Genomic DNA, 17,684 nt, shown 5'->3' with positions numbered 1-17,684 from the left:
TGAGGGCAGCGCCTGTGATCCCGAACTACTACTGGGCAGCCACGTGGCGGGCGTCGTCATCCGAGCCAAGTGAGGTCAGCTCGGATATGCCGCTGCTGGGCATGGGCATGCCGAAGATGAAGCCCTGAATAAGATCGGCGCTCTTGGTTGACCGGATCAACTCAAGTTGCTCTTCGGTCTCGACGCCCTCGACAACGATCTCAAGCCCCAACTCCCGCGACAGGTGGACAACACCTTTCAGCAGTTTGAGCATACGCTCGTCGTTGGCGATGTCGGAAACGAATGAGCGGTCTATCTTGACCTTGTCGAGCGGCAGGAGATGCAGGTAGCTCAGGCTCGAATAGCCGGTTCCAAAATCGTCGATCGCGATCGTCACGCCCTTGGCGTGCAGTTCCTTGAGAATGGCCTTGGCTTTTGCAGCATCCTGCACAAATGCGCTTTCCGTCACCTCAACCTGCAGCCGCCCCGCTTCAAGCCCGGATGCCTTCAGCGCATCCGTAACCATTGAGACGATCTCCTTGTTGCGAAGATCATTGGCTGAAAGATTGACAGACACCGCCGATCCGTTGGACCAGCTGGCACAATCGGCACAGGCAACTGTCAGCATGTGCCGCGTCAGCTCGCCAACGATACCCATCTCCTCGGCGAGCGGGATATAGATCGCCGGCGAAACCGCGCCGAATTCGGGATGATACCAGCGCGAGAGCGCCTCGCAGCAGGCTACTTCAACCGTATCGATCGTAAACATCGGCTGGTAGGCAACACTGAAGGATTTTTCCCGAACGGCGTCCCGCAGCGCGGCTTTGAGCTTCTGGCGACGCGTATATTTCTCATCCATTTCGTCGGCAAAAAGCACCCAGCTGTTCTTTTCCTGGTGCTTTGTTTCATAGAGCGCCAGGTCTGCCTTGATTTGCAGATCATCGAGTCGAAACTCCGCCTTGGTGCCGATCACGATGCCCGCGCTCAGGCTGACGAACAGACGGTTTCCGTTGATGAGATAGGTCCCGCGCAAGGCCGTGAACATATTCGACATGATCTCGTCGATATGCGCCTCGTCCCGAACATTGCGGATAAAAACTACAAACTCGTCGCCGCCGAAACGCGACAGGGTCATGTTGTCGCCGGCAATACTGCTGAGGCGGGCCGAGATGGCGCAAAGCAGCCGGTCGCCCATCATGTGGCCGCTGGTATCGTTAACGTGTTTGAAATCATCAAGATCAATGACGGCCAGCGCGAACTTTTCATCCTCTCCCATTTTCTTGACCGCCTTCTCGACGGTTTCGGAGAAATAGCCGCGGTTGGACAGACCGGTGAGGCTGTCGTAACGCGCCATATGGACGATCTTTTCCTCAGCCTTGATACGCGCTGTCACGTCTTCAAAAATGAGCACGACACCACTGTGCTTTCGGCGCTTGGCGCTGAACTCCAGATAAAGTTCATCGGAGAAATAAACCAGCGCCCGCGACTCCTCGCCATCGATCAGAGATTGCAACTGCAACTGAATGATCTTGGCCCGGTCAGGCGTGATCACAGCCTTGCGCACGCCATATCTCAGAACCGCGGCGAGGGAATGGCCCGAAAGCGCATCCCGGGTCCCGGCCGCCAGAAGTTCGGCCGCCTTCTTGTTCGCGACCACGATCCGGCTGTTTTCGTCCAGCATGAACAATCCATGCGGCATATTGTTAAGCGCAGCATTGAAACGATCGGCAATAATGGCGATCTCGCGGCGGCTCAGCACGTTCTCATAGAGAAATTCGCGCACACCGTTGGCCATTGAAATGGTCGTGGACGCAAGCGGGATGATCAGAAGCGCCAACAGCATCATGTAGATATTGTTGGTCAGCAAAAGGCTGACCATGATCGGGCCGCAAGCCGCAACCGTAACGACATGAACGGTGATCTTTGTACCGAAATTCCTGCCGACGACAGATACAAGAAGGCTCAGAGTGATGGAGAGCGTGGCAATTTCGGCAAATGTATCCTGTGAAGCCAGGAAAGCATATCCGCTCATTGCCCCCAACAGGAAGGCGATCATCGCGGCGCCGGTAACTGAAACCCTTTCCCACCAGGCGATTGCCACCCTGTCCTGCGCACAGACATCCGCTTTGTCAAAAAGCGTCATGGAATAGGCGCGGGCCAGCCAATTGGCGAAAATCGCGCAGCCAAACAGCAGATAAACGGGATCCTTGAGCTTGAAGAAAACCAGCAGGCTGACCGTGACATGCGCGATCATGCCGGCAAAAAGCGTCATACGGTTCCCGTATAACGACCGGACAAACGACAGATATACATCCGCCGGGATCTGTTGCGGTTCTTTTCCGCCCATAAACTTCATTCCACGCAGTGTAGCTTATGAGCTATCGTAAAAGCCTTAAGGAAGACTTGAGATTCGGTTTATAGCACCCGAATACAACCTTTGATATATATAACATGGTCGCGGTTGTATTTCTTAAATATAGAGCCTTTCGCAAACACCGATATTACTCGGCTGCCTGGGGCAAACCCGTATCGCCTGCAAAATAAGCCTGTTTGAGGTTTTCGAGTTCATTCTGCAGGTCCGCGACTGACTGGTCCTTAACAAGGCCGTAACCGCGAATACGCTGCGGATAACTCAGCAAAGCAACCGCGGCATCGTAATTGTTTTTCGATACCGTGCGACAAATCTCGTCCAAAAGGTCTTCATATTCGGCAAGCAGGCGCCTTTCCCGCCGCCGTTCTTCCTGGAAGGAAAAGATATCGAGCGGCGTGCCGCGAAAGCGCCTGGCGGCGGAAAGAAGCGCAAAAATCCGTAACATCCACGGGCCGAAGCGACGCTTGACGGGCCGGCCGTTGTCCCCGGTCCCCGCAAGAAAGGGCGGCGCGAGGTGAAACTCCAGCCGATCCCAGCTCTCGAACTGGTCGTTGAGCTGCCTGACAAATGACCCATCGGTGAAAAGCCTGGCAACCTCATATTCATCCTTGATCGCCATCAACTTGAAAAGGTTATGCGCCGCCGCATCGCTCAAGGCGCCGATCGCCCCGGTCAGCCTGTTGTCGACCTCCTTTACTGTCTCGATGCGCTTGAGGTAGCGCTCGGCGAAGCGCCTGCTCTGATAGGCCGTGAGGAACTGCACCCGTCTGTCGATTGCCTCCTGCGGCTGTTTGGAAATCATATGCGTCCGGTCAGGCGTACGGGCCGCGGCAACCAGGTCACGCACCGCCTGCGGATCGTGCGCGGCGCGCCGGCCCCACCTGAACGCCGCGATATTCATGTCCGCCGCCTGCCCGTTCAGAACGATCGCCCGCTCAACCGAAGCGGCCGACAAAGGCAACCCGCCACGCTGCGCGGCAAGGCCGAGCATGAACATGTTTGCCGCGATCGCATTGCCGAACAAGGCGTTTGCCGCCGCAGTTCCATCGAAATAGACCGTGCGGTCCTCTCCTGCTGTCTTGACGATTTCGCGCTTGAGCCGCTCCACCGGCAACGAGAAATCAGCATTGCGGGCAAAATCCCCCGGCATGATCTCCGCCGTATTGGCGATAAAGAGCGTCTCGTTCTCGCGTACGGACGCCAGCACCTTGCGCGATCCGGACACCACCAGATCGCATCCGAGCACAAGATCGGCCTTGCCGGCCGGAACACGTATTGCGGCAATATCTTCAGGCTTTGCCGCGATCCGCACGTGGGAAAACACCGCGCCACCCTTCTGCGCAAGGCCTGCCATATCGATCATGCCGCAGCCTTTTGCCTCAATGTGAGCGGCCATGCCGAGGATTGCACCGATCGTAACAACACCGGTTCCGCCAACGCCGGTGATCACACAGGCCCAACCGTCCTCAACCGGCGCCGCAATCGCGTCGGGCACACCGTTCAGCGGGTCGCCGCCATCAACGGTTGCTCCCGACTTGCGGATTTTGCCGCCATGGACGGTGACAAAGGACGGGCAGAACCCTTCAAGACAGGAAAAGTCCTTGTTACAGCTCGATTGATCGATGCGGCGCTTTCGGCCGAACTCCGTTTCAACCGGCTGAACCGAGACGCAGTTCGACTGGATGCCGCAATCGCCGCATCCCTCGCACACCAGCTCGTTGATCACCACCCGTCGATCGGGATCGGGAAACGTACCCCGCTTGCGCCTGCGCCGCTTCTCCGCTGCGCAGGTTTGATCGTAAAGAAGAACGGAAACGCCCTTGACCTCGCGCAGTTCCCTCTGGACGGCATCAAGTTCGGAGCGATGATTGAAGGTCACGCCCGACGGCCAGTCCATACCGGTCGGATATTTGTCCGGCTCATCGGAGACAATGGCAATCCGGTCGACCCCTTCGGCCCGAACCTGACGGGCAATGGCATCAACCGTCAAACCGCCGTCGAGCTGCTGTCCGCCCGTCATCGCCACTGCGTCGTTGAAGAGGATCTTGTAGGTCACGTCGGCGCCCGCTGCGATAGCAAACCGCAGAGCCAGTATTCCGGAGTGATTATAGGTTCCGTCACCGAGGTTCTGAAAGATATGCGGAGTCTCGCTGAAGGGTTGCTGGCCAACCCACTGGGCGCCCTCCCCGCCCATCTGGGTAAACCCCTGCGTTTCCCGATCCATCCAGATCGCCATGAAATGACAGCCGATTCCCGCTGCCGCTTTCGACCCTTCCGGAACCCGCGTTGAACTGTTGTGGGGGCATCCGGAACAGAAATACGGCGTTCGGACCGCGACATCCGTCATATCCGACAGCATCGCCTGGGCCTGGCGAATGCGTTTGACGCGGGCATCAATCTCTTCTGAATGGCCCGCAACCTTCAGAACCCGCTCACCGACCGCAACTGAAATCTCGTTCGGATCGAGCGCACCTTTCACCGGAAAGAGCCAGGCACCGGTCTCATCGCGCTTGCCGACGATGACCGGCTGGTGAGCAGTCCCGTAGAGCGCCTCGCGCAACTGCGATTCGATCAGGGATCGTTTTTCCTCAACGACGATGACCATCTCGAGCCCGTCAACGAAGGGGCGAAAGTCCTCCAGGCCCAGCGGCCAGGGCGCGGCCACCTTCATCAGCCTGATGCCGACGCGGTCCGCCGCCTCGCGGTCGATGCCAAGATCCGAAAGACTCTGGCGCACATCGAGATAGCTCTTGCCGACACTGATAATGCCGATCTTGGCTTTCGGGCCGCCACTCCAGATCGTCTTGTTCAGCCCGTTGGCGCGAATAAAGGCGCTGACCGCATCCCGTTTATATTCATGCAGCCGCACTTCCTGACCGAGAAAATCAAGCTCGCCCAGCCTTATGTTCAGGCCATCCGGCGGCATATCAAACTCAGGCAGCACGATATTGAGCCGGTCGAGCCCGGCTTCCACGGAACCGGTCGATTCAATATTGTCCTTCACGCATTTGAGCGCCGCCCAGGTCCCGGCAAAGCGCGAAAGCGCAAAGCCGTAAAGTCCGTAATCGATGATTTCCTGAACCCCGGCGGGGTTGAGGATCGGGATCATCGTATCGACGAAAACGAACTCGGTCTGGTGCGCATTGGTGGACGATTCAGCTGTGTGATCATCACCCATCAGCGCCAGGACGCCGCCATGCGGCGACGTACCGGCAAGGTTCGCATGACGAAACACGTCCCCGGACCGGTCGACACCCGGACCTTTGCCGTACCAGACCGAAAAGACGCCGTCATACTTTCCGTGTCCGTCAAGTTCAGCCTGCTGCGTGCCCCAGCACGCGGTCGCGGCCAATTCCTCGTTGAGACCCGGCTGGAAAACGATATCGCTGGCTTCAAGCTGCCGCTTCGCGAGGGACAATTGCTGATCGAACGCACCCAGCGGCGAGCCGCGGTAACCGGAGACAAACCCCGCCGTATTCAGACCGGCCCGGTGATCAAGCGCCTTCTGCATGAGCAGGAGCCGCACAACGGCCTGCGTTCCGGTAACGAATATCCTGTTTTTGGAAAGGTCGTACTTGTCGTCCAGCGAGACGTCATGCAGTGTCATCCAGTCCTCCGCAGCTCAGCCCGGAAGGCCGGCATCGTTCCGCCGTTAAGGCTTTCGGCTTATTTTGGGTCCCGACGTCTGCACGTCAAATGAAATCGATTGTGCACTGCAACGTGCGGCCAGGACACAAAAGCCGGTCAGAGCCGCCCTGCCCTTTGTTGCAGCATCAAAAACGCATCCTGCGCATATTCCGACAACTGGAACCATAGATAGGCGTCCCGGCGATAGCTCATATAGGAATCGAGCAACGCCTTGAAATCCGCATTGTCGCTGGCCAGTTCCTTGTAGGTCTCCTCGGCCGCGTTGAAGCAGGCGAGCATGATATCGTGCGAATAGGGCCGCAGCACCGTTCCAAACTGAACGAGCTGGCGTAACGTCGGCGGATTGAGCGAATCGTACCGTGCAATCATGGTGGCGTTGGCCTGTGCCGAAGCGCTGCGGATCGCCGCCTGGTAAGACTTCGGAAGCGCGTTCCACTTGTCCAGATTGACCAGGTTCATCAGCGTGACGCCACCTTCCCACCAGCCGGGGTAGTAATAGTATTTCGCCACACGGTTGAGGCCGAGCCTGTCGTCGTCATAGGGGCCGACGAATTCGGCCGCGTCAATCGTGCCGTTCTCCAGCGCGCCGTAAATCCTTTCTGGTGGAAGATCGACCGGCTGAACCCCGATTTTCTCGATAATCGTGCCGCCAAAACCGCCGATGCGGAACTTCAGGCCCTGCAAGTCGTCGAGGGAATTGATTTCGCGGCGGAACCAGCCACCCATTTGCGCACCGGTGTTACCGCTCGGAAATCCAATAATATTGAATTTCTTGTAAAAACCGTTCAGGAGCTCAAGACCACCGCCTTCGTAAAGCCAGGAGTTCATCATTCTTTGGTTGAGACCGAACGGCACGCCGGTTCCAAATGCAAAGGCCGGGTCCTTTTCCCAGAAATAGTTGGACGCCGTGCTGGCGATCTCGATCTTGCCTTCCTGTACCGCGTCCAAACCATCGGATGTGTCGACGATTTCACCGGCCGGAAAAACCTTGATGTCGAACTTGCCGTCGGTCAGTTCCCGCACCGTGTCGGCAAACGTCTCGGAGGCGCCATAAATCGTGTCGAGCAACTTGGGGTAACCCGACGAAAGCTGCCACGTTACCTCCGGCTGCGACTGAGCCAGCGCGGGCGCTGCCAGCGCCACGGAAGCTGCCGCGCCGGTGCCTGCCGCACCCGCCCTCTTGATAAATGAGCGACGGTTCATGCTTGTCCTCCTGTCGGGTTCTGCGGATAGCCGGACCCGGCCAATAGCAGGCCGAACGGGTCTTGCTCAAGATTACACCTTGTCGCTGCCCATGCAAACGATATGGCCTGCCCCTTTGCTCCTGCAAACCCTGCCGGGAAGCATCAGCGACGAATCACTTAAGGGGCGACGTCGACTGCCGAATGCGCATTTCCGGCCGGATAAGATGCAGGCCGTCAGCATCTTTCGAGCCGTTGAGTTTGTCGAGCAGCGCACGCGCTGCCATACGGCCCACTTCCGCCTGGCCGTTCCACACCGTTGTCAACGACGGCGTTGCGATCGAGGCTTCTTCAAGATCGTCATAGCCGGTTACCGAAATATCCTGACCCGGCACCAGTCCGGCGCGCGCAATACCGTTCATCAGGCCAATGGCAACCAGATCATTCCAGCACACGGCAGCCGTCGGCTTTTGTGGCAGCGACAGAAAATTGACCGCCGCCTCAAAGCCTGCCTGCTTGGTGCGCGGACCCGGTATTCTCAAATCCGGATCGACCTTGATATTGGCTTTCTGCAATGCCTGGACATAGCCCTGGTAGCGGTGCCGGCCGGTCGACGTCTGATCCGTGCCGCCAACCATAGCGATGCAGCGGTGACCGAGACCAATCAGGTGATTGGTCGCCAGAGCAATTCCATAGGCATCGTCTCCGCGATAGGTCGGGACGGGGACATCGTCGACAGACCGGGCAATCAGGATCGCCGGCATGCCGTTGTCTTCGGCCAGTTCGATATCGCGTTTGGGCGTACCGATAGCCGGCGACATGATGACACCGTCACCGCCGAGCTGGAGCAGCGTCTCGATGAAATTGCGCTGCTTTTCGACCGAATCGTAGTGATTGGACAGGATGAAAGTCTGGCGGTTGCGATCGAGTTCGCTCTCGATAGCCCGCAGGATTTCCGCGTAGAACGGGTTCATGATGTCGTGAACAACGACACCGATAATACCTGACCGAGATGTGCGCAGGCTGGCTGCGCGGCGGTTGTAGATATAGCCGAGCGCCTGCGCCTGCTCCTTGATCCGCTCCCGCGTCGCATCGGCAACAAGCGGGCTGTCGCGCAAAGCCAGCGACACGGTCGCGGTCGACAGACCAAGAGAATCGGCAATTGTTGACAGTTTGACCTTCTGGCCCAAAAACCACACCCCATGGCAGCATGGCCGCTTGCGCGGCCCTGATATGACCCCTCAATCCGCCCGTTTTAAATTGAAACCTGAAATTTTAAAAGGGATGGTCGAAGGCTGCCTTGTCAAAGAGCCGAAGCGATGTTCTGTTCAACGCGCCGCAACAGCTTGGTCAGCGATTTGATGTCCTTGGGGCTCATTTCCCGCAACGCGAGTTTTTGCGATTTCCGGATGGCCTTTCTGACCGACTTCACGGCTTCGCGGCCCGTGTCTGTCAAAAAGACATGAGATAGGCGGGCGTCCGATTCAGAATCCCTTTTGTCAACGAAGCCCTGGGCTGCAAGCCGGTTAATCGTCTTGGTCATCGTCGGCGCTCTTACGCCCAATCGCTCGGCAATCACCGACAATGACAATCCATCCTCCGCATCAAGAGCCAGGATAACCGCATCCTGCCCGGCATAGAGCCCGCATGACAGGAGCTGCCTGGACAGCAGGGTGCGCGAACAGCGCGCCGAAGCCGCAAGCTGAGAAAACAGCTCGACTTTGTCTTCGTTGTTTTTCTTGTCTTCGCCGGATTTACTTTTTTTGGCCATGGCGGCCTCCTGATCCACATGCCCTGAACCGGGCATTGCTGGGCAACGGAATTATAACCTTGCTTGGCTTCTTTTCAAAATCTGACCGCTGACCGAATCGCGATCAACGATCTTTCAATTTCACCCAAAGGTTGCGGCCACTTTAAGGCTTCTCGGCAGATTTTAGCCCGCTAACACCTCAACGGGATGGTTTGAAACCGCCGCCACATGCGAATACGTTCAGGACGTGTCGATTCCATGACCGGTCCGGCTGCGCACGGACAAAATAGCAGGAAAGGTTCATCCGATGGCTTTCCCCCATCCGATATGGAACGAAAACGACCCCGGCCTTCCGGCCGAAGAGCGCCTTGACTGGATCGCCGTTCTCCCGCTCGGTGCGCATGAGCAGCATGGTCCGCATCTTCCGTTCGAAACCGACAGCATCATCGCCGGTGGCATAGCCGAAGCGGCTGCAAAGGCTCTTCCCGAAGACCTGCCCGTGACCTTCCTTCCGGTGGAGGCAGTCGGGTATTCTGTCGAACATATGGACTTTGCAGGCACACGCAGCCTGAGTTGGGACGAGGCGATCAATCGCTGGCTCGACATCGCCGGATCGTTGTCGCAAATGGGTGTGCGCAAATGTGTCATGCTCAACGCCCATGGCGGCAATTCGCCCTTGATGACTGTGGTTGCCACCGAGGCCCGCATACGCTTTTCCATGCTCGCAGTGGCGACAAGCTGGACCCGCTTCGGCCTGCCCGATGGACTCATTTCCAAACGGGAAAAAGACATCGGCATCCATGCCGGCGACATCGAAACCTCAGTGATGCTGGCGCTGCGTCCCGACCTCGTGGATATCGCCAAGGCTGAGGATTTTGAATCCTATCAGGAGACGCTTCAGAATTCGGCAAGGCACCTTCGCGCCTACGGGCCCCACGCCTTCGGCTGGAAAATCTCCGATCTGAACCCGCACGGCGCCACCGGAAACGCCCTTGCAGCGACCGCTGATAAGGGCGAGGCCCTGATTTCCCACAGCGTTGCCGGGCTGATCGAGTTGCTGCAGGACATTCACAGCTTCGATATCAGCCGCCTGCGTTGAACGCTGTGGCTGGCGCGCGAGCCAGTGATCGCCTATATGCGGTTCCAACGTCAGGAGCTTATGATGAACGAAGCCGCCAATTCCATTCCGGTGACCGTACTGACCGGTTACCTCGGATCGGGCAAAACGACCCTTCTCAACCGGATCCTCTCCGAAGACCATGGCAAACGGTATGCGGTCATCGTCAACGAGTTCGGCGAAATCGGCATCGATAATGATCTCATCGTCGAATCGGACGAAGAAATCTACGAGATGAACAATGGCTGCGTATGCTGCACGGTACGCGGTGACCTTATCCGTGTCGTGGAAGGCCTGATGCGCCGGCCGGGCCGCTTCGACGCCATCATCGTGGAAACAACCGGCCTTGCCGATCCGGCACCGGTTGCCCAGACTTTTTTCATGGACGACGACGTGCGCGCCAAGACGCGCCTGGATGCGGTGGTGGCGCTTGTCGATGCCAAACACCTGCCTTTGCGCCTGAAAGACAGCCAGGAAGCGGAGGATCAGATCGCCTTCTCCGATGTGGTGCTATTGAACAAAACGGACCTCGTCGATGCGGAACAGCTCGCCTCGGTGGAAGCAAGCATCCGCGCGATCAACCCGTCCGCCCGCATCCACCGCACCGAGCGCGCGGCGATTTCACTCCCCGAGGTACTCGACCGCGGCGCCTTCGATCTGCAGCGCGCCCTCGACAATGACCCGCATTTTCTCGAACACGGCCATGCGGACCACGCCTGCGGACCGGGCTGCGATCATGATCACGAGCATGAACACCATCATGAGCATGCCAAGGTGTCGGACATTCACGACACATCCGTTCAGTCGATCTCATTGCGGGCCGGCCCCGTCAAACCCGATCTGTTCTTTCCCTGGATCCAGAAAACGACGCAGATCGACGGACCGAACATCCTGCGGCTCAAGGGGATCATTGCCTTTGACGGTGACGACGACCGCTACGTCGTCCAAGGTATCCATATGATCGTCGAAGGCGATCACCAGCGCCCGTGGAACGCCGGGGAAGAGCGCGAGAGCCGCATCGTGTTCATCGGCCGCGACCTCGATCACGAAAAGCTCAAACGGACCTTCGAGGCCTGCCAGGCATAGGACGGCCCATGCCGACAATCGCACCTTTCGAACTGAGCGGGCACTGTATCGCCGCGGCCTATCTCTGGGACAGTCCGTTTTTTGCCCTGGCCGACGGAACAGTCCACCGGCTTGATCACGGTGCCCATTCCTCAAATCCGCATGACGGCCTGCTTTGCGCCGCGCGCACTCCGGCTGGCGATCAACTCATAACGGGCGGAGAAGACGGCAAGGTGACAGCCACGGACAGAAGTGGCGCGACGACGGTGCTTGCGGAATATCCCGGCAAATGGATCACCTGTGTGGCTGCCGGGCCTCAAGGTGCGGTCGCCTTTGCGACCGGCCGCGCGGCTATGGTGCGTAAATCCGACGGCACTCTCGTTGAGTTCCAGGAGCAGCGCACCGTGGAAGGTCTGGCCTTTGCGCCCAAAGGCATGCGTATCGCCGCCGCGCGCTATAACGGCGTCTCACTGCATTGGGCCGGCCTTCAGACCGAACCCGTCGACCTTGACTGGAAGGGCGCGCACACACTTGTCACATTTTCCCCGGACGGCAAATATCTCGTCTCCTCGATGCAGGAGAACGCCTTGCACGGCTGGCGCCTGAAAGACGGCAAGCACATGCGCATGTCGGGCTATCCTGCGAAGGTCAAATCGCTCAGCTGGAGCGCCAAAGGCAAATGGCTGGCCTCTTCAGGCGCACCGGCAGCCATCGTCTGGCCGTTTTCGGGCAAGGACGGCCCCATGGGCAAGGCGCCGCTTGAGCTCGGCACCCGCGGCGATACCACGGTGACATGCGTCGCCTGCCATCCGACCGACGATGCCGTCGCCATCGGCTACGGCGACGGCATGATCACCGTTGCAAGGATCTCGGACGGCAAGGAAGCGGTGCTGCGGCGCGGCGGACGCGGGGCGGTCAGCACGATGGGCTGGAGCCGCCGGGGTGTACAGCTGGTTTTCGGCACTGAGACCGGAGACTGTGGGGTCGCCGATCTGACCGCTTGATATACAGGCCCATTTGGCCTCTTATCCTCCCGGCAATGGATGCTAAGAAAGACACGGGGAACCGTGTGTCGACAATGGCGCTGCCACGGAAGAAACAATGAAACGCTCACAGATCAACGAAATCCTGAAAAGCGGCGATGCCTTTATCCGATCCTTCGGATATGTCATGCCGCCTTTTGCCTATTGGACGCCCGAAGACATGCAGGCCAATGCTGATTCAATGATCATCGAACGAGGCATGGGTTGGGACATTACCGACTATGGCGAGGGCCGGTTCGACGAAATGGGCCTTTTTCTGTTTACGGTCAGGAATGGAGACGCCGCCGACCTCGCTTCCGGCCGCGGCATGTTGTATGCCGAAAAAATCATGATCTCGCGCAAGGACCAGCTCAGTCCCATGCATCGCCACAATATCAAGGCGGAAGACATCATCAATCGCGGCGGCGGCAAGCTGGTGCTGGAGCTCTTTGAGTCTGAAGAAGATGGCTCGATTGACCGGTCCGCAAAGGTCAGCGTTCCGGTTGACGGACGGATGCGCACACTTGAAGCCGGCGGCCTGCTCAAGCTCGATCCCGGCGAAAGCGTTACCCTTGTGCCCGGCGTCTGGCACGCATTCTGGGCCGAGAAAGAGGATGTGCTGATCGGCGAGGTCTCCACCGTCAACGACGACAAGACGGACAATGTCTTCGAAATGCCGATCAAGCGGTTTTCGACCGCTGAGGAAGACACACCGCCCGTTCATCTTCTCGTCTCAGACTATGACACCCATATCAACCGGAGCGCCTCATGATCCTTTGCTGCGGAGAAGCACTGATCGATATGATCCCGATGACCGGCGCTGACGGCGTCCGGGGCTTTCAACCGCTCGCCGGCGGGGCGGTCTTCAACACCGCGATTGCGCTTGGGCGGCTGGAAAAGTCCGCCGGGTTCTTTTTTGGCCTGTCAACGGATCTGTTCGGCCAGCAATTGAAGGCAACGCTGGAAAGCAGCAAGGTGGACCACAGCCTTTGCGTTTCGAGCGACCGGCCCACGACCCTGGCCTTTGTCGAACTTACTGACGGCCAGGCAAGCTACACATTCTATGATGAGATGAGCGCCGGGCGGATGCTGACGGCAGAGCGGCTGCCGTCCATACCGGCCGATGTCTCCGCCCTCTTTTTCGGCGGCATCAGCCTGATCAACGAACCCTGTGCGGAAACGCTTGCCTATCTGCAAAGACGCGAAGCCCGCGACCGGGTGATCATGCTCGATCCCAACATCCGCACAGGCTTCATCTCCGACACCAAGACCTACCGCAAGCGCATCAACGCGATGATCGAGTTGAGCGACATCGTCAAGGTGTCCGATGAGGATCTATCCTGGCTCGTTCCGGGCGAAGGTACACTCGATCACAAATGCCGCATGCTGCAAAGAATGGGGCCGTCCCTGATCGTTCTGACACGCGGCGGTGATGAGGTGACCGCGCTCATGTCGGACGGAGAACGCATCAGCGTAAAACCAAAACGGGTAAAGGTTGTCGACACAGTTGGCGCCGGAGACACATTCAACGCCGGGCTTCTGGCGAAACTCTCCGATCTCGGCGTTCTGACAAAACCCGGCATTGCCGAGATCGACGCAGCGCTGCTTAAAGCCGCCCTGACCTTCGGAACAGAAGTTGCGGCGATAACCGTTTCACGCTCCGGTGCCGATGCACCCTGGCTTCATGAACTGTCGAAGCGTGCGAAAAGCTGAGCTTTCCGCACCTCTTCTTTACTGGTTGATTCTGGCCGAAACGGTCAGATCACGTAGGATTTGAGCGGCTCGAACCCGTTAAACGCCACTGACGAATAAGTGGTCGTATAGGCACCCGTTCCCTCAATCAGCACCTCATCGCCGATCGTCAGAGAAACCGGCAATGGATAAGGTGTCTTTTCGTAGAGGACATCGGCGCTGTCGCAGGTCGGGCCGGCCAGAACACAGGGTTCGAACCGGTCATCGTCGCGAGCGGTGCGGATCGGATAGCGGATCGCTTCATCCATGGTCTCCGCAAGACCGCCAAATTTGCCGATATCAAGATAGACCCAGCGCAGATTGTCATTGTCGGCCTTGCGCGAGACAAGAACCACCTCGGCCTTGATCACCCCGGCATTGCCCACCATGCCGCGCCCGGGCTCGATAATCGTCTCGGGAATCCGGTTGCCGAAATGCCGGCTGAGCGCTTCGAAAATCGCCTGCCCATAGGCTTCCGCCGCCGGTACATCCTTGAGGTAACGGGTCGGAAACCCGCCGCCCAGATTGACCATTTTCAGGACAATACCGTCCGCCGCAAGGCTGTCGAAGACGCCACGCGCATCGCCGAGCGCCCTGTCCCAGGCATTGATATCGGTCTGCTGAGAGCCGACGTGAAACGAAACGCCATGGGCCGTCAGCCCGAGCGTGTGGGCCACACGCAATACGTCCAGCGCCATATCAGGCGCACAGCCGAATTTGCGCGACAGCGGCCATTCCGCACCTTCACAATCAGTCAGCACACGGCAGAAAACGCGCGCGCCGGGTGCGGCCCGCGCAATCTTCTCCACCTCTTCAACAGCATCGACAGCGAACATCGTCACGCCCAGCTCATGGGCGCGCGCAATATCGCGCTCCTTCTTGATCGTATTGCCGAAAGAGATGCGGTCGGGCGTTGCCCCGGCCTCCAGCGCCATTTCGATTTCGCTCACCGATGCGGCGTCGAAATTCGATCCCATCGACGCAAGCAACCGCAGGATTTCAGGCGATGGATTGGCCTTGACCGCATAATAGATCGCACTGTCCGGCAGCGCGCGGCGAAAGGCGGTGAAATTGTCTCTGACGACATCCAGATCGACAACGAGGCACGGTCCGTCCGGTCGTCGTGTGTTCAGAAAGTCGATAATACGCTCAGTGGTCATCGGGTTCTCCCAATCAAATCCGGATCACTCCGGATGACAAAGTGCATTCGATCACTTGTCAGGGAACCGACGGGTGGAAAAACCGGCTCCGCGACACATGGTCGATGCGACGATGGAACCCCGGGCCGAAACCGGTCCGAATGCTCCTGCTTTGTCTGCCTTGGATTGGTTGGGAACCCCGACCGCACGTCCGGCAATGAAGGTGTGCCTCTGCAGTAACCCCGGCCTTTGGACAGCCGGCAGACACCATAAAGGCCCGCACCGTCGTTGCTTCAAGATGTCCTCGATTTGGCGGTTGGCCGACAAACCGACTGGAGGGGTTAGTTCCAGGTACCTTACCGATTTCCTCACCTTTACGAGGGTCGGCGGACACCCACAGGCACGTGCGACTTTGGGCAGCTGCGGACATAAGGCGTCATGGTGTCACAATCAAGCGGTTTTTCGGATTCGCTTATGGACATTCCTTCGCATTTGCGAAAAAATGAACAACCAGAAGATTTCAGTTCAACAATTAGAGACAATCGCCATGGATCTGATGCGAAACGATCCGCTCAATGCCTTTGTGGATTCGAAAGGTCCTGCCATTGAAACTCTGGCCAGGGGGCCTTTGTCCGGCTGCACGCTCGCGGTCAAGGACATTTTCGATGTTGCGGGGCACAAGACAGGATGCGGCAATCCGGATAAACAGGCCGGAACCGCCCCGGCCAAGACGACGGCGCCGGCGGTCCAGATGCTGCTTGATGCCGGAGCCAGCTTCATCGGCAAGACGCAAACCGATGAACTGGCCTTTTCCCTGACCGGCCAGAATGCACACTTCCCGCGCGCCATCAATCCGGCTGCGCCGGACCGGGTGACGGGCGGGTCCTCATCCGGCTCGGCCGCGGCTGTGGCCGGTGGCCTGACGGACATCGCCACAGGATCAGACACAGGCGGTTCAATCCGCGCCCCGGCCTCCTATTGCGGGCTGGTCGGATTGCGGACCACCCATGGCCTTATCCCGCTTGACGGCACCATGCCGTTGGCCGAGAGCTTTGACGTGTTCGGCTGGTTCGCCCGGGACATCGACCTCTACATTCAGGTTGCCGAGCTTCTCCTGCCGCCCGCGGCTTCCAAACCGTCACGACTGATCCGGCTTGATGAACAGGAAACTTTGTTGGCCGGAACGCGCGAAATGGACGCCTATAGGCGTGCCATAAGAGATGTCCACGAGCTTTTGGGCAATGCCGACGACAAGACCCTGACATCACTGGATGTCGAGGCGCGATACTGGTGTTTGCGAAAGACCCAGGCATTCGAGGCCTGGCGCAATCACGGAACATGGATTGCCGGCGCCGATCGACGGCTCGGCCCCGGCATCAAGGAGCGCTTTGCCTATGGCGAGACCATCAGCGCCGATATCTATGATGCTGAAATCATGAAACGCGCTGCCCTCAGATCGGAACTTGAGGACCTGCTCGGCAATGACGGACTGATCGTCATGCCAACGGTACCGGGCGCTGCGCCGCTTGCCGCCGCATCGTTCGACGACTTGCAGGATTATCGCGAGCGGGCCATCCGCCTCCTGTGTCTGTCTGGGCTCACCGGTCTGCCGCAGCTTACACTGCCGATCGCGCACGTTGACGGCGCTCCGCTCGGAATATCACTTCTGGGCCCCGGAGGTTCCGACCTTGCCCTGCTCGCGCTCGGCAGGACCATCATGAACTTAGCCGTGGCAAACGGGGAGTAAACATGGATACACTGACACGCATCCGGGCATTCATTGACGTCGTCGAGGCCGAGGGTTTTTCCGCCGCTGCCCGAAAGAACGGCCGCTCAAAGGCGCTGCTCTCGAAATATGTGCGGGAGCTGGAAGACGATCTCGGCGCTCTGCTTCTCAACCGGACCACGCGGCAATTCTCCCTGACCGAGGCCGGGCACACCTATTACCGGTCCGCATCGGATATCCTCAAGGAGATCGATAACCTGGCGGATCTGGTGCGCGAATCGAACCGGGACCTGAAGGGAACGATCCGCGTCTCAGCCCCGCGTACGTTCACCGACGCCGATATCGGCCGTTCGATGATCGATTTCGCCATAGAAAACCCGGAGATCAAACTCGAAATCACATCGGATGACCGTTTCGTCGATCTCGTCGAGGAAGGATTTGACGTTGCCATCCGCATCACAAGGCTGGCCGATTCGGGACTGATCGCCCGCAAGCTTGCCCCGTTCAAGGCCTATATCTGCGCCAGCCCCGATTTCATCAAACGCCACCCGGAGCTCAAACACCCGTCGGACCTGGCCAATGTGCCGTGCATCACCGACACAAACAGCCGTTCTCTCAACAATTGGCATTTTCGTGGAGAATCCGGCGCGACGGAAACGGTCTCCGTGAAAGGTCCGATTGAGGTCAACAGCCCGTCGGCAAGCATGAAGGCCGTCAGGGCGGGTGTCGGCGTCTCCGCACTGCCTGATTTCGTCGCCTGGCCGCTATTGAAGAGCGGCGAGATTGTCACGCTGTTCGACGAATACATGCCGGACGATGCCGGTATCTATGCCGTTTATCCACACCGGCGTTATCTGCCGGCGAAAGTACGCGCTTTTGTCGACTATCTTGCCGCCTGGTTCAAGCAATATGGCGGATATTGCGATCGTTAATAGAATCTCAATAACGTCAGGCG

The 17,684-nt window shown here is 58.5% G+C and carries 13 protein-coding genes; 7 read left to right on the top strand and 6 right to left on the bottom strand.

Annotated features, from left to right (window positions below; genetic code table 11):
* Positions 1–28: 28 nt before the first annotated feature.
* The 5 genes from OQ273_RS00315 to OQ273_RS00295 all read right to left on the bottom strand — a co-directional run bounded on the left by OQ273_RS00315 (position 29) and on the right by OQ273_RS00295 (position 8,950).
* Entirely contained in the window at positions 29–2,251 is a 2,223-nt protein-coding gene (locus OQ273_RS00315) for a putative bifunctional diguanylate cyclase/phosphodiesterase (protein ID WP_267988481.1), read from the bottom strand.
* A 229-nt stretch (positions 2,252–2,480) separates the two neighbouring features.
* A complete protein-coding gene (locus OQ273_RS00310) occupies positions 2,481–5,957 on the bottom strand; it encodes an indolepyruvate ferredoxin oxidoreductase family protein (protein ID WP_267988480.1) in 3,477 nt (1,158 codons plus the stop codon).
* 137 nt (positions 5,958–6,094) lie between these two features.
* The gene (locus OQ273_RS00305; RefSeq protein WP_267988479.1) at positions 6,095–7,201 is read right to left on the bottom strand and encodes a TRAP transporter substrate-binding protein; all 1,107 of its coding nucleotides are present in this window, start codon (positions 7,199–7,201) and stop codon (positions 6,095–6,097) included.
* 154 nt (positions 7,202–7,355) lie between these two features.
* Positions 7,356–8,369 carry a LacI family DNA-binding transcriptional regulator gene (locus OQ273_RS00300; RefSeq protein ID WP_267988478.1) on the bottom strand — a complete coding sequence of 338 codons (1,014 nt, stop codon included), beginning with the start codon at positions 8,367–8,369 and terminating at the stop codon, positions 7,356–7,358.
* Between the two features lie 113 nt (positions 8,370–8,482).
* Positions 8,483–8,950 (bottom strand): MarR family winged helix-turn-helix transcriptional regulator, encoded by a 468-nt coding sequence (locus OQ273_RS00295; protein WP_267988477.1) that lies wholly within the window; start codon positions 8,948–8,950, stop codon positions 8,483–8,485.
* 286 nt (positions 8,951–9,236) lie between these two features.
* Between OQ273_RS00295 and OQ273_RS00290 the strand changes: the two genes are divergently transcribed.
* The 5 genes from OQ273_RS00290 to OQ273_RS00270 all read left to right on the top strand — a co-directional run bounded on the left by OQ273_RS00290 (position 9,237) and on the right by OQ273_RS00270 (position 13,846).
* Positions 9,237–10,028 (top strand): creatininase family protein, encoded by a 792-nt coding sequence (locus OQ273_RS00290; protein WP_267988476.1) that lies wholly within the window; start codon positions 9,237–9,239, stop codon positions 10,026–10,028.
* Positions 10,029–10,091: 63 nt separating this feature from the next.
* A complete protein-coding gene (locus OQ273_RS00285) occupies positions 10,092–11,132 on the top strand; it encodes a CobW family GTP-binding protein (protein WP_267988475.1) in 1,041 nt (346 codons plus the stop codon).
* A gap of 8 nt (positions 11,133–11,140) precedes the next feature.
* Positions 11,141–12,115 (top strand): WD40 repeat domain-containing protein, encoded by a 975-nt coding sequence (locus OQ273_RS00280; RefSeq protein WP_267988474.1) that lies wholly within the window; start codon positions 11,141–11,143, stop codon positions 12,113–12,115.
* A 97-nt stretch (positions 12,116–12,212) separates the two neighbouring features.
* Positions 12,213–12,905, top strand: a complete 693-nt coding sequence (locus OQ273_RS00275) for a D-lyxose/D-mannose family sugar isomerase (RefSeq protein ID WP_267988473.1) — start codon at positions 12,213–12,215, stop codon at positions 12,903–12,905.
* Positions 12,902–13,846, top strand: a complete 945-nt coding sequence (locus OQ273_RS00270; RefSeq protein ID WP_267988472.1) for a carbohydrate kinase family protein — start codon at positions 12,902–12,904, stop codon at positions 13,844–13,846. Before OQ273_RS00275 ends, OQ273_RS00270 begins: the two co-directional genes overlap by 4 nt.
* Positions 13,847–13,890: 44 nt before the next feature.
* On the opposite strand, the gene odc2 is transcribed toward OQ273_RS00270, so the two are convergent.
* Entirely contained in the window at positions 13,891–15,024 is a 1,134-nt protein-coding gene (odc2, locus tag OQ273_RS00265) for an ornithine/lysine decarboxylase (RefSeq protein WP_267988471.1), read from the bottom strand.
* Between the two features lie 526 nt (positions 15,025–15,550).
* Here odc2 and OQ273_RS00260 point away from each other — a divergent pair.
* Together OQ273_RS00260 and OQ273_RS00255 are read left to right on the top strand one after the other, a co-directional pair.
* A complete protein-coding gene (locus tag OQ273_RS00260; protein ID WP_425493310.1) occupies positions 15,551–16,750 on the top strand; it encodes an amidase in 1,200 nt (399 codons plus the stop codon).
* A 2-nt stretch (positions 16,751–16,752) separates the two neighbouring features.
* Positions 16,753–17,661, top strand: a complete 909-nt coding sequence (locus OQ273_RS00255; protein WP_267988470.1) for a LysR family transcriptional regulator — start codon at positions 16,753–16,755, stop codon at positions 17,659–17,661.
* Positions 17,662–17,684: the final 23 nt, after the last annotated feature.

Source organism: Hoeflea prorocentri, assembly GCF_027944115.1.
GTDB lineage: Bacteria > Pseudomonadota > Alphaproteobacteria > Rhizobiales > Rhizobiaceae > Hoeflea_A > Hoeflea_A prorocentri.
Note: the sequence above shows the minus strand (reverse complement) of the source record. Positions and strands in the feature narration are given on the sequence as shown.